Source organism: Microcoleus sp. Pol11C2, assembly GCF_036701505.1.
Lineage (GTDB): Bacteria > Cyanobacteriota > Cyanobacteriia > Cyanobacteriales > Microcoleaceae > Microcoleus.
The window spans coordinates 20,646-33,624 of record NZ_JAUBQX010000066.1 but is presented as its reverse complement, the minus strand read 5'-3'; the positions used below and the strand labels follow the sequence as shown (position 1 = coordinate 33,624).

General features: G+C 45.5%; 12 protein-coding genes. 6 read left to right on the top strand and 6 right to left on the bottom strand.

What is annotated here, in order from left to right:
- The 3 genes from QUA42_RS24940 to QUA42_RS24930 form a co-directional block, all read right to left on the bottom strand.
- The coding region (locus QUA42_RS24940; RefSeq protein WP_333141001.1) for a protein kinase domain-containing protein at positions 1-1,329 on the bottom strand (1,329 nt) is incomplete at its 3' end.
- 170 nt (positions 1,330-1,499) lie between these two features.
- Positions 1,500-1,823, bottom strand: a complete 324-nt coding sequence (locus tag QUA42_RS24935; RefSeq protein ID WP_333140999.1) for a hypothetical protein — start codon at positions 1,821-1,823, stop codon at positions 1,500-1,502.
- Entirely contained in the window at positions 1,820-2,179 is a 360-nt protein-coding gene (locus tag QUA42_RS24930) for a VOC family protein (protein ID WP_333140997.1), read from the bottom strand. Before QUA42_RS24930 ends, QUA42_RS24935 begins: the two co-directional genes overlap by 4 nt.
- Before the next feature lie 477 nt (positions 2,180-2,656).
- Between QUA42_RS24930 and topA the strand changes: the two genes are divergently transcribed.
- Together topA and QUA42_RS24920 are read left to right on the top strand one after the other, a co-directional pair.
- Entirely contained in the window at positions 2,657-5,380 is a 2,724-nt protein-coding gene (gene topA, locus QUA42_RS24925) for a type I DNA topoisomerase (RefSeq protein ID WP_333140995.1), read from the top strand.
- A gap of 408 nt (positions 5,381-5,788) precedes the next feature.
- Positions 5,789-6,049 carry a hypothetical protein gene (locus tag QUA42_RS24920; protein WP_333086404.1) on the top strand — a complete coding sequence of 87 codons (261 nt, stop codon included), beginning with the start codon at positions 5,789-5,791 and terminating at the stop codon, positions 6,047-6,049.
- A gap of 43 nt (positions 6,050-6,092) precedes the next feature.
- On the opposite strand, the gene QUA42_RS24915 is transcribed toward QUA42_RS24920, so the two are convergent.
- Both QUA42_RS24915 and QUA42_RS24910 read right to left on the bottom strand, forming a co-directional pair.
- A complete protein-coding gene (locus QUA42_RS24915; protein WP_333140993.1) occupies positions 6,093-6,524 on the bottom strand; it encodes a DUF5615 family PIN-like protein in 432 nt (143 codons plus the stop codon).
- Positions 6,511-6,732 (bottom strand): DUF433 domain-containing protein, encoded by a 222-nt coding sequence (locus QUA42_RS24910; protein ID WP_333141003.1) that lies wholly within the window; start codon positions 6,730-6,732, stop codon positions 6,511-6,513. Before QUA42_RS24910 ends, QUA42_RS24915 begins: the two co-directional genes overlap by 14 nt.
- A gap of 766 nt (positions 6,733-7,498) precedes the next feature.
- On the opposite strand from QUA42_RS24910, the gene QUA42_RS24905 reads away from it, so the two are divergent.
- From QUA42_RS24905 to QUA42_RS24890, 4 genes are all read left to right on the top strand, one after another.
- On the top strand, positions 7,499-9,973 hold the full coding sequence (locus QUA42_RS24905; RefSeq protein WP_333140991.1) for a phosphoketolase family protein: 2,475 nt from the start codon (positions 7,499-7,501) through the stop codon (positions 9,971-9,973).
- A gap of 144 nt (positions 9,974-10,117) precedes the next feature.
- Complete coding sequence (locus tag QUA42_RS24900; protein WP_333140989.1) at positions 10,118-11,203, top strand: AAA family ATPase; 1,086 nt, start codon at positions 10,118-10,120, stop codon at positions 11,201-11,203.
- Positions 11,196-11,894 carry a DUF3226 domain-containing protein gene (locus tag QUA42_RS24895; RefSeq protein WP_333140987.1) on the top strand — a complete coding sequence of 233 codons (699 nt, stop codon included), beginning with the start codon at positions 11,196-11,198 and terminating at the stop codon, positions 11,892-11,894. The genes QUA42_RS24900 and QUA42_RS24895 overlap by 8 nt, the downstream gene beginning before the upstream one ends.
- Positions 11,895-11,922: 28 nt before the next feature.
- A complete protein-coding gene (locus QUA42_RS24890; RefSeq protein ID WP_333140982.1) occupies positions 11,923-12,561 on the top strand; it encodes a histidine phosphatase family protein in 639 nt (212 codons plus the stop codon).
- A 41-nt stretch (positions 12,562-12,602) separates the two neighbouring features.
- On the opposite strand, the gene psaK is transcribed toward QUA42_RS24890, so the two are convergent.
- Positions 12,603-12,863 (bottom strand): photosystem I reaction center subunit PsaK, encoded by a 261-nt coding sequence (psaK, locus tag QUA42_RS24885; RefSeq protein WP_333140980.1) that lies wholly within the window; start codon positions 12,861-12,863, stop codon positions 12,603-12,605.
- Positions 12,864-12,979: the final 116 nt, after the last annotated feature.

The window sequence follows — 12,979 nt, the reverse complement described above, 5'->3', positions numbered from 1 at the left end:
TTGTGCTTCTGTAGCGCCTAATTCTTGTACGGTATGCTGTTTGCCAATGATTAATTCTACTTCAGGAATGACATCTACAATGATTTGACTATTAGCGCCAACGGCAGCTAATATTTTGTGTTTCCAGGTATTGAGTTGATTTTCGCTTTCTGTTAAGAGTTGCTTGACTAATGATTGAAAGGCTTTGACAACGGCCGCGTAAGGGATGTTTCGTTGAAATTGGTCGAATTTTCCGGCAATAAAATAACCTCTGGCTTTAGTAATTGGTTTATAAACTTCTTGTACTAAGGCGGATTTTCCAATGCCAGAGTAACCGGATACTAGCATCATTTCGGTGCTGCCCCTGCTGACTCGCTCAAAGGCTGCTAATAAGGTTTCAACTTCTGTTTCTCTCCCGTAAAGTTTTTCGGGGATGAGGAAATGGTCTGTAATATCCCGCGTCCCTAATGCAAACGTCTCAATGTTACCCGTGTTTTGTAATTGAGCCAGACAAATTTCTAAATCGTGTTTCAGTCCTAATGCACTCTGATAGCGATTTTCCGCATTCTTTGCCATCAGTTTACTAACAATTTGGGATAAAACTATGGGAACTTCTGGCTTGATTTGATGTACCGGAATCGGCTGTTTGGCGAGATGACAATGCACTAACTCCATTGGGTCTTCTGACTCGAAGGGTAACTGTGTTGTCAACAATTCATAGAAGGTAACACCCAGGGAATAAAAGTCACTCCGATAGTCAATGCCTCTATTCATTCTTCCTGTCTGTTCTGGGGAGAGATAAGCTAAGGTTCCTTCGATAATGTTTGGATTCTGGATTTCTTGGGTTTGTTTCGGCAGCAGGGAAGAGATACTAAAGTCAATGAGCTTAATTTGTTTGCTATCGGGGTTGATTAGGATATTGGCCGGTGTGATATCTTTATGAATAACTTTATTTTCGTACAAAGAGTGAAGAATATCTGCTAGTTCCCTGGCTAGGTCGAGAAAGTTTTCTAAAGATCTAGATTGAGCTGGTTGGTTTTTATCAGTTGGGGTCTGGATATAAGTAGACAGAGAGACTCCTCCAAAGTCCTCCATTATCAAAGCATAGGCGCTTTTGTAAGGTACTAAATCGAGGGGTTTAACTATACTGGGGAGGTTGAGATTTTGGGCAATGGTGTACTGGTTGCGGAATTGCACCAGTTCGCTGAAGCTAGGGTATTCGTTTCGCAGCAGTTTGATGACGACTGGAGTACGATCGCTCTCCCGAACACCGCGATAGACTAAAGTGCGAGAGCCTGCATAGAGTTGTTCTGTTATGCGATACCCTGGCAGGTCAGTAATTGTCTCCATTTTCCAGTTCTCAATAAATTGCGGGTTACTATATCTCTAGTTTACTCAGCCAACTTGAAAAATTCTCAATGCCCTCTAATGTTCCTGCAATTGTCAGTGGGCGTTCTCTACGAACGCTCGCAGTTCGTTGGATACTGAAGCCATATTATTAATTGTTTTACAGGTTTTGATTACCAACTGATAATAAGTGGCAATCCCGGTCGGAAATCTACCTGTTGTCCCTGCACCTCTCCATCAAAACCAAGCTCGACAAAATACTCGGTTCCTATCCGTAACTTTAGCTGATTTGTCTCAAGCACTGCTTGAAGTTCAGGTGACGGATTATTGGCAGCAGGACTGACTAATTCTACGCGAGTAATTTCCCGGAAACCAACACCATGATCCAAAGGCTGTGACTTCTGGGCCGAGTATTGATCTGGACGTTTACCAAAGGAAATTTGGAAAAGCATGGGCTCAGTCAACACATCACTATTTGTTCCTACTGCGATACTCATCGTTTCAGATAAGGGGGACGATATGCCCAACTTGAAAATGCAACTGTGTCCTCAGAACCTTTGGCTGGACGCAAACAGATGCCAAATGGACACGCACCATTATTCCGATTTGTCGATCGCTCCCAAAGACGAGTCTGATGAATTGGCTCAGACTTCGCCTCTTCTGGATCGTGAATCCATAACAATTCCAACATGGCGTTATGGAAAAAGAAACAGCGATTGGTTGTACCTTGTCCGTGATGAATGCGAGATCCACCCTCAACTAAACCAAATGAGGATAAACGAGCGGCTTCCGAAGCACCAATATCAGTAAGAATGAAAAGATGGTCAAATTCAAATGTCATAGCCTTGTTCATAGAATTGATTGATCGCTCAAGTAATTTTAATCCCCTGTAATTGCTTTTTTTCCGATCGCAACGCTTCTGCTGCACTGCTGACTGTAGCAAAGCCCCAAACCTCTAGTCAGTAAATCTTTCTCAATCTAAAATCTAAAATCTAAAATCTAAAATCTAAAATCTATCGCCCCAGCCTTCAAGTTACAACTAGATTGAGGAACCATCCGCCCGCATCCAGCAGTCTCAACATCCAGTTAGCGACAATTCTGCTAAAGTCAGGTCATCATCCGGTGCATCTTGTAGAGACGCGATTAGCAGCCTCTGCCCCCAAAGCAGTAAAATCCCATCACATTGTCACCTGCCACCCGATCGGCAGTAAGTTAAAAATTAAGGTAGTTTGAAAATAATCGCCCAAAGTTGAAAGAAGCCTTGACATCTGACCTAAACTCTCTAACTTAGACCCTCTAGCTGCGCTGCCATCCATATTTAAAAGATGCCATGTCAACCTTAGTCATCGTCGAATCTCCTACCAAAGCCCGCACCATCCGCAACTTCCTGCCCTCCACCTACCGTGTAGAGGCATCGATGGGCCATGTCCGCGACCTACCATCCTCCGCCGAAGAAATACCAGAAGCCGTTAAAGGAGAAAAATGGGCGCAACTGGGCGTAAACGTGGAGGCAGACTTTGAACCCCTCTACGTCATCCCGAAAGATAAAAAGAAAATTGTTAAAGAACTCAAAGACGCCCTCAAAGACGCCACAGAACTGATATTAGCTACTGACGAAGACCGGGAAGGCGAAAGCATTTCCTGGCATTTGCTGCAAATCCTCAAACCCAAAGTGCCCATCAAGCGGATGGTGTTTCACGAAATCACCCGCGAAGCAATCCGCGACGCTTTGACTCACTGTCGCGATATCGATAATCGAGTTGTACAGGCCCAAGAAACTCGCCGAATTCTCGACAGACTCGTCGGTTACACACTCTCCCCGCTACTGTGGAAAAAAATCGCTTGGGGTTTGTCCGCCGGTAGAGTGCAGTCAGTCGCAGTCAGACTTTTGGTGCGCCGGGAACGCGAACGCCGCGCTTTCCGCCAAGGTAGCTACTGGGATTTGAAAGCTTTTTTGGAAAAGGGCAAGATTTCCTTTGATGCCAAACTCGTGACAGTCGGCAATGTGAAAGTTGCAAACGGCAGCGATTTTGATGAAAATACCGGGCAAATTATCGCAGGCCGCCGCGTACTTTTGCTGAACGAACAACAGGCGCGGGCTTTACTCTCACGCATTCAAAACAAACCTTGGACTGTCACCAATCTCGAAGAACGGCCAGTCACCCGCAAACCCTCGCCGCCGTTTACGACCTCGACTTTGCAGCAGGAAGCTAACCGTAAACTGCGACTGGGTGCGAGGGAAACTATGCGAATTGCCCAAGGTCTCTACGAACGCGGTTTTATCACCTATATGCGGACGGATTCGGTGCATTTGTCCGAACAGGCGATAGAAGCGGCGCGCAGTTGCGTGCAAGAACTTTACGGCAGCGAATACCTCAGCCCCCAACCGCGCAAATACACCACGAAAAGTAAAGGCGCGCAGGAAGCCCACGAAGCTATCCGTCCCGCCGGCAGCACTTTTCGGACTCCGCAGCAAACGGGATTAGATGGGATTGATTTCCGCCTCTATGATTTGATTTGGAAGCGGACAGTCGCTTCTCAAATGGCCGATTCCCGCCAAACTCACGTCACTGTATTAACTCAGGTAGAAGATGCCGGTTTCCGTTCCAGCGGCAAACGCATTGATTTTCCAGGCTTTTTGCGGGCCTACGTGGAAGGTTCCGACGATCCGAATGCGGCGTTGGAAGACCAAGAGGTGATTTTGCCGGCGCTGAAGGTGGGGGATAAACCTAATTGTAAGGACTTAGAGGCTGTTGGGCACGAAACTCAGCCTCCCGCCCGCTATACGGAAGCTTCTCTGGTCAAAATGCTCGAAAGCGAAGGTGTGGGCCGTCCGAGTACCTATGCGAGTATTATCGGTACAATTGTCGATCGCGGATACGCGAAATTAATAGCTAACGCCCTAATTCCGACATTCACCGCTTTCGCCGTCACGACTTTATTGGAAACACATTTTCCCGATTTAGTAGACACGGGTTTTACTTCCCGAATGGAACAAACCCTCGATGAAATTGCCACGGGCGAGGCGAAATGGCTGCCGTATTTGCAAAAGTTTTATACAGGGGAAACGGGACTCGCAACCCAAGTTAAGGAACAGGAAAGTCACATTGATGCGAAAGTTGCCCGAACTGTGGTATTGGAGAATTTGCCAGCAAAAGTTTGCATCGGCAAATTCGGCGCATACCTGGAATCTGAAAGCGAAGAAGGCTTGGTAAAAGCATCGATTCCCCAAGATTTGACGCCGGCAGATTTAGATCCGGAACAAGTGGAGTTTCTGTTAAAGCAAAAAACCGAAGGCCCGGAAAAATTGGGTCTTCACCCGGAAACCGGGGAACCGATTTATGTGCTGATTGGCAGTTATGGGCCATACGTTCAGTTAGGGGAAGTTTCGGAAACGAACAAGAAACCGAAGCGGGCTTCTTTACCGAAGGGGACGGATAAGGATAGCGTGACGCTGGATATGGCGGTGAGTTTGTTGACTTTACCCCGGTTGTTGGGAACTCACCCGGAGACGGGGGCGAAGGTGCAAGCTAATTTGGGGATGTACGGGCCTTATGTGGTGCATGACCAGGGTAAGGTGGGGAAAGATTATCGATCGATCAAACCGCCGGATGATGTTTTGACTATAGGGCTCGATCGGGCTTTAGAGTTATTATCGCAGCCGAAAGCCGCCCGCGGCCGCAGCAAATCAGCCACACCTTTGAAGGAATTGGGCGCGCATCCAGAGTCGGGAGAACCGATCAATGTTTACGACGGCCGCTACGGCCCCTACGTGAAACACGGCGATATCAATGCTTCTTTGTCGAAGGATGAATCTGTGGAGAATTTCACCTTACAAAGAGCACTGGAATTGTTAGCAACCAAGGAAGCAGCGGGTCCAAAAACTAGCAGCAAATCTAAGAAGTCAACTAAGGCAACTGCGGAGAAATCGGAAACTGCAACAAAGAAGACTGCGGCGAAGAAAACCACTGCTAAAAAGACGGAGACTGCGGCGAAGAAAACCACTGCTAAAAAGACGGCGACTGCGACAACAGCCAAGAAAACAACTAAGTAAAATTAGTTGAGTTTTTTCTAATTCCCAAAACTCGGTTTATTCAAAAAACCGGGTTTTTTTATTTATCAAATACTAGACAACAGGACAAAAATAGGTTTGTAGTAAGGAGTTTAGTCCTGACAATTTTCTTCTCTTAGATATTTGTCATCAACCTCTGCGGGGTTCGCCCGCCCCTATTTTTTTGAGACATCTCAACTCAAACTCTTGTCAAGCCTAGCTTTTGGGCTTACTTGTCACCCGTCGGTCAAATCATCCTATTTACTTATTGACAATTGCTCTTCTCTGTTGAATTGTCAGGGAACGTATATATAAGGTTACAAATTGTATCACAAGCAACAGAAAGTACCCAATGTTTTATGTAGCGCTCTACAATGGACAAAAGAAACAAGATTAAGAGGCGCGATCGCTATGGATATGAATATGGATATGAATGGAAACCTAGACTGGGAAGAAGCATTTGAGTACAGAGCGGGCTTAACAGTGGAGTTGAAGTCCCAGCCAGGGGTTTTGCATACGATCGCTTATTATGAAGTGATGATGGTACCGCCCATCTGGTTAGAAAATGACCCCCGTCCCCGCTATCCTCACGAAGTGCGAGTCGTTGCCCACCAGCCAACTGTGTCCAATGTTTGCCGGATTTCAGAGAGTCCTGTTTTAGTCGCCTCGTAGGTTTTTTCAGCGGGAAATATGGGCGATGGCATCTAGCCAGCAATCAAACCGATGCAGTGATTTTCGGATTGAGATTGCTTGAGTTTACTTTGTGGCGATCGCTTAAGATATAGATTGCGCCGAGAGTGCGATGGAGCCAAATCACTTGACCTGTTAATGTTTCAAGTGAGGAAATAGCTTGATTAATGTTACCAGCCCTTCTTGTTACATCATCCTCTCCCCTACAGACAATAATTCCAGCAGGGCCAGACTCTAAGCTGTGCAGTCTGATAAAATAACGGCAATTTTGAGTTAAAACAGCTCGATTTTCACTGACTGTAAAAGCTAACACTTCTGCGTCCGGATTTTTTGGGTTATCCTTTCCGGCTGCTTGCACTGTCAGAATATTTTCCCCCATCTGGCGCAGCAATTCTACAATTTCTCTGGGAAATTGTTCGTCACCATAAAGACGCGCCATCATTTCAATCCTCGTCATTCTTGCGGATAGCTATGTCACTTTCATCTGGAAAAGCTGCCGCATAAGCCGACGCATTTGCTAAATCAGTAGCAGTTAGTGTGGGATAGTTATCTAAGAGTCGAGACTCGTTCATACCCAAACGATGAAAGCTCACCAGTTCCCAAATAGGAATGCAAGTATTTCTCATACAAGCATCACCCTCACAGACACCGAGAGTTGGGCTAATTCCTTGCCAGGTGTTAGCTAAATTTTGCGTTAATTATTAGATAATATGTATTTGCGATTATACGCAATTCCTTTCTCTCTGCTCTCTTCCTCTGCGCCCTCTGCGCCTCTGCGGTTCATAAAAAAAAGCTTTTTCACAAATGAAATAGCATTGCTATATCTGTTTAACTTCAGGCTAAATCTCTCTCATTATAAAAAGTAATCGCTCTTTTACCCTGAGCTTAAACGAACCTAAAAAAAATTAACCCAAAACGAGTCATACCATTTTAAATTTTAGATTAAAGAATGGGGAATGACTGAGGACATAAAGCTTTGGATATTGCCTACAGTTGAATTTTTTATGATAACTGCTATCAGCCATCAGCAGGCACAAAGTGAAATTAGATTCACCTATAAATCCTTATGACTTCTACCTTTAGAAGTATCTTTTTGGGGACTTGAACAACACATCCTACCACTCGCCACATATTCTACGGCTCAGTGGGGAGTGCACAGCTTACAAAAACTCTTGTGTAAATCCTATTATGTATGGCTTAATCCCTTGATCCCCGCAAGTAGCGGCTTTTTTTTTTCTCAGAATCGTGCGATGTTTAGCCAGAAATTAACATTGATTTAAACTTTAATGGAGACATAAACAAGCTAGAATTCAATAGTTTGCGTGGAAGACATGGAGTTTAAATACAAAATGTCACAAATAACAAATTAATACCGATCGCACTTCTCGATCGCACTTTACAAAACAAGCACAACTTAGGAGTCAATCGCTGATGATGCTAGGAACAACCGAGATCCCGCAATTAAAGCCGCTTTCCGACTCAGAACTACAAAAAATGAACGCCTACTGGCGGGCGGCAAACTACCTATCCGTCGGACAAATCTATCTCCTCGACAACCCCCTACTCAAAGAACCCCTCAAAATCGAACACGTCAAACCGAGACTCCTCGGACATTGGGGCACCACTCCAGGCCTAAACTTCATCTACGTTCACCTCAACCGCATCATCAAAGCCCAAGACTTAAACGCCATCTACATCGCAGGCCCCGGACACGGCGGGCCGGGCTTGGTCGCCAACACCTATCTCGAAGGAACTTACAGCGAATATTACTCGAACATTTCCCAAGATGAAGAGGGTATCCAGCGGCTGTTCAAACAGTTCTCCTTTCCCGGCGGTATCCCCAGCCACGTCGCCCCGGAAACCCCCGGTTCGATTCACGAAGGCGGCGAACTCGGCTACGCCCTCGTCCACGCTTACGGGGCAGTCTTCGACAATCCCGATTTGATTGTGGCGGCCGTTGTCGGTGACGGGGAAGCGGAAACCGGCCCGCTGGCTGCTAGCTGGCATTCTAACAAGTTTCTCAACCCGGTTCGCGACGGGGCCGTGTTGCCGATTTTGCACTTGAACGGCTACAAAATTGCCAATCCAACGCTGTTGGCCCGCATTCCGCGCCAGGAATTGGAAAGTTTGATGGTCGGTTACGGCTACAAACCTTATTGGGTGGAAGGTTCAGACCCGGAAACCATGCACCAGTTGATGGCTGCAACTCTCGATACCGCGATCGGCGAAATTAAGGCGATTCAGGAAAAAGCCCGGACGGAGGGCTATTCCGGCCGTCCCCAGTGGCCGATGATTGTGATGAAAACTCCCAAAGGCTGGACGGGGCCGAAGGAAGTTGACGGTAAGAAAACTGAGGATTATTGGCGATCGCACCAAGTCCCACTTTCGGAAATGGCTTCTAAGCCGGGACACGTCCAACTCCTGGAAGATTGGATGAAAAGCTATAAGCCGGAAGAACTCTTCGACGAAAAGGGCAAGTTAATTCCCGAATTGGCAGAATTAGCGCCCAAGGGATCTCGGCGGATGGGGGCAAATCCCCACGCTAACGGCGGTCTGCTGCTGCGAGAGTTGAAAATGCCGGAATTTGAAGAGTACGCCGTTGACGTGCAAAAACCGGGCACTGTAATGGCAGAAGCAACCCGCGTTGCCGGCCGCTTCCTGCGAGAGGTGATGACACTGAATCAGGAAAACGCCAATTTCCGCATTGTCGGGCCTGACGAGACGGCCTCAAACCGCCTCGATCCGGTGTTTGAAGTGACGGACCGGGTGTGGGCCGGGGAAATTTTGCCGGAAGACGACCACATCTCCCCCGACGGCCGGGTGATGGAAGTCCTCAGCGAACATCTATGTCAGGGATGGCTGGAAGGCTATTTGCTGACGGGACGCCACGGCTTTTTCTCTTGTTATGAGGCGTTTATTCACATCATCGATTCGATGTTCAACCAACACGCCAAGTGGTTGAAAACTACTAACGACATTCCTTGGCGCCGACCGATCGCCTCTCTCAACTACCTGCTAACTTCTCACGTTTGGCGGCAAGACCACAACGGTTTTTCTCACCAAGATCCGGGTTTTATCGACCACGTAATTAACAAGAAAGCGGAAGTGGTGCGGATTTATTTGCCGCCGGATGCGAACACTTTGCTGTCAGTAACGGATCACTGTCTCCGCAGCCGCCACTATGTCAACGTGATTATTGCAGGGAAGCAGCCGGCATTGCAGTATTTGGATATGGATGCTGCGATTAAACACTGTACCGCCGGCATCGGTATTTGGGAGTGGGCCAGCAACGATAAAGGCGGCGAACCGGATGTGGTGATGGCTTGCGCGGGTGATGTTCCGACGCTGGAAACTTTGGCTGCTGTTGACATTCTCCGCCGAGATTATCCCGATTTAAAAGTGCGGGTGGTGAATGTAGTGGATTTGATGACGCTGCAACCTGCTAGCGAACATCCCCACGGTTTGTCTGACAAGGATTTTGATACTTTGTTCACGAAAGATAAGCCGGTGATTTTTGCTTTTCACGGCTATCCTTGGCTGATTCACCGCTTGACTTATCGGCGGACAAATCACCCGAATATTCACGTTCGGGGTTACAAGGAAGAGGGAACGACTACGACGCCGTTTGATATGGTGGTGGTTAATGACCTCGATCGATTCCACTTGGTTGGAGATGTACTCGATCGCGTTCCGAAACTGAGTTCTGTCGCAGCTTACGGCAAACAAGCTATCCGTGACAAGCTGATCGAGCACACGCAGTATATCACCGAACACGGCGATGATATGCCGGAAATCCGCGACTGGAAGTGGCCGCACGCGGGCCCGGTTTCGTCCGAAGCGCCGAAGGAAACAAAAGATCCGGGGGCGACAGCAGAACAAACTGTGCGATCGGGTGCGCCTGGATAGGTGCGATCGCTTCTCGACCTCTGCGTGAATCTGCGTTAATCTATTGTCATCTGCGGTTAACAAATTCTCTCTTTTTAACCGCAGATACAGGCAGATAAACACAGATTAACGCAGATGAGTTAGATTAATTCCACAGGACCGGTAATGCTGAAAGAAATAGAAATCCAAAATTTTAGGTGTTTTGAGCAAATCAAAATTTCGGGGTTTGAAAGAGTCAATTTAATAGGCGGTAAAAATAATGCTGGCAAAACAGCTTTGCTAGAAGCAATTTTTCTCAATGTTGCTGCAGAAGCTGGCAGTCTAGAAATATTAAGAGAACTTAGAAGGGAGTCCTCAGAAGCCCTAGAAGCTATGCCTAAGAGAGCCTGGGACAACTTATTTTATGCACTCAAAAAAGATAGACTTATAGTAATTATTGGAAAAGATGAAAATCATAAAGCCACTCAAGTTGAAATCTCCCTAGGAGCGCTTAATCAAAATATAACCATAGGTGGACTACTTGAGCGTCAAGAGATAAGAGAAATAATAGATTCTTTGCCGAAAGACAAGTCAGGTGTATCTGTAATAACTCTTAAGTTAATAAAAAACGAAAAGAGACCTGTTAAGTCTTCTTTAATAGCCAGTTCCAGTGGTTCAATAACTACTGGTAGCACTTCTACTACTGACGAAGTACCAATCATTCCTTCCTTTATCATGTTTTCTGGAAAAGAGATCACAGAAGCCTACGATCGAGCGCGTTTGGATGACAAAGATAGCGAAGTTTTGAAAGCTTTTCAAGTTTTAGACTCTTCTATAGAATCAGTAGAGAGTTTTTCGATTGGGGAACCCACGCTTTACTTGAGAAGAAAAGGCGAAAAGCGTTTGCCTTTATCCTTGTTTGGAGATGCCATTAACAGAGTTGCAGAAATAATCCTTAAACTGGTAAACAATGAATATAAAATATTGCTAGTCGATGAGATAGAAAACGGCATACATTATACAAGTCAGCGGGAGTTTTGGAGAATTTTATTTCGCTTGGCGGTGGAACTGGATACGCAGATTTTTGCGACAACTCACAGTTTAGAGATGCTTCAAGCATTTGCTGATGTAGGTTTAGAACAAAATCAGGAATGCAGCGCATATTTTGAACTAGCCAAGAAACCGAAAACCGAGCAAATACTCGGAATCCGGCGCGATTTGGAAACTTTGAATTACGCACTAGAGCATCAAAAAGGAGTGAGAGGTGAGTAATATTGTCATAGTAGAAAGTAAAAATGATGAATTTTTTATGAAGGCAATGGTTAAGCAACTCAACTGCGATATCGAGGTAGAACCACCTCTTTATAAAATAGATGAATATAAACCTTTGTCAGGCTTGGATGAAACAAAATTAACCAATGCTTTAAAAGCTTTAAAAGCGGAGCTTCCCAAAAGAGATATAGAAGATATAGTAAAAATTGGGATTATTATTGATATCGATAACTATTCTGAGCAAGAGCGGCTGGAATTTGTAGATAGATGTATAAAACAGGCGTTTGAAGCTGAAAGCTTGTCAAGCACTAAACAATTTATCAATATTTCTGGAGATAATGGAACAAAGGCAAAATTAGCTTGTTACTTTACGAATTTTGAAGGTCAAGGGGAACTGGAAACGCTTTTAAAGGCAATCAAGGCTAAAGAATCACCTCATGCTGATTGTTTGTATAGCTGGAAAAGTTGCATAGAAAAGGAGGGAAAGCAAATTAACCAGAAAGGTTTTGATAAATTTTGGGTAAGCATCTATCTCAGGTATGATACTTGCTCAAAACAGGATCGGAAACAAGCTGAAAAAAAATGCAGTATGTTAAATTTTGATTATGTTATGGAACACAAAGAAGGTATTTGGGATTGGGATAATTCTGCACTCAATGATTTGAAGGATTTTTTTAAACTCTTTTGCTAACATAGTAAAATTCACACAAAATTAACTCATGAGCTTAAAAATCTACTTTGTACGACACGGTGAAACAACTTACAGCAAGACTGGCGGCTACTGCGGCGACCTCGACGCAGAATTAACACCGGAAGGTTCTATGATGGCCGAACAATTTGCTGCAACTTACGCAAAATTGCCTTGGAATGCTGTTTATGTCAGTCCCATGAAACGCACAATCGCTACGGCTAAACCTTTGTGCGATGCTGTGGGAATTGAAATGCAACTGCGCGATGGATTGAGGGAAATTAAGTACGGCAAGTGGGAAGGTGAAACAGTTGAATCGGTTCGCGAAAAATATGCTGAAGATTACATTAATTGGTTGACGGAACCGGCTTGGAATCCACCGACAGAGGGGGAAACTTCTGTACAAATTGCTAGCCGATCGTCCTTAGTTATCGCAGAAATTCAGGAAAAGTACAAGAGTGGTAATGTTTTGGTGGTTTCCCACAAGGCGACTATTCGGATTATTCTGTGCAGTTTGTTGGGGATCGATTTGGGAAGTTACCGCAATCGCATTGCCGCTTTAGCAGCTTCTGTGAGTGTTGTCAAGTTTGATGTGCGCGGGCCAATGTTGGAGGTTTTGGGCGATCGATCGTACATGGATGAAACTCTCCGCAATTTACCGGGTACTTGAAATTGCGGGTAAGGTGCGGGGGCGCACCCTACAGTTTGAAACTAAATCGCGCCTATGTAAGACAATCCTAAAATCGTACCCGTTCCCAAAATATGACCGAAGCAGAGACTTCCCACCAGTGCACCCAAGCTCAAGCCGCCGACCAAACCCGATGAGGGCGCGGCTGGGCCTGTGTGAGGCTTTTGAATGGTTGATCTGCCGATCGCAATAGCTAAAATATTGCAAAGAATCATAATCAAACCGGTCGTGGGGCTCCACTCTATGGTTCTGGCGACAGTGGCAAGTAAAATTGGTGTAAACATCGATCGGCTCCTTAAACTTTAGTAAATGAAAATCTGCTGAGAAGATATATCAAAAAAATGCAACTGTTAGCTACAGATTGCATTAATAGTTAATTTTTCGACATTTTTCTTAATAT

Excerpts from the sequence above, each read along its gene's own strand:
- QUA42_RS24905 (WP_333140991.1), top strand. The coding sequence starts at position 7,499 with ATGATGCTAGGAACAACCGAGATCCCGCAATTAAAGCCGCTTTCCGAC.
- QUA42_RS24930 (WP_333140997.1), bottom strand. The coding sequence starts at position 2,179 with ATGAACAAGGCTATGACATTTGAATTTGACCATCTTTTCATTCTTACT.
- psaK (WP_333140980.1), bottom strand. The coding sequence starts at position 12,863 with ATGTTTACACCAATTTTACTTGCCACTGTCGCCAGAACCATAGAGTGG.
- QUA42_RS24890 (WP_333140982.1), top strand. The coding sequence starts at position 11,923 with ATGAGCTTAAAAATCTACTTTGTACGACACGGTGAAACAACTTACAGC.
- QUA42_RS24935 (WP_333140999.1), bottom strand. The coding sequence starts at position 1,823 with ATGAGTATCGCAGTAGGAACAAATAGTGATGTGTTGACTGAGCCCATG.
- QUA42_RS24900 (WP_333140989.1), top strand. The coding sequence starts at position 10,118 with ATGCTGAAAGAAATAGAAATCCAAAATTTTAGGTGTTTTGAGCAAATC.
- topA (WP_333140995.1), top strand. The coding sequence starts at position 2,657 with ATGTCAACCTTAGTCATCGTCGAATCTCCTACCAAAGCCCGCACCATC.
- QUA42_RS24920 (WP_333086404.1), top strand. The coding sequence starts at position 5,789 with ATGGATATGAATATGGATATGAATGGAAACCTAGACTGGGAAGAAGCA.
- QUA42_RS24915 (WP_333140993.1), bottom strand. The coding sequence starts at position 6,524 with ATGACGAGGATTGAAATGATGGCGCGTCTTTATGGTGACGAACAATTT.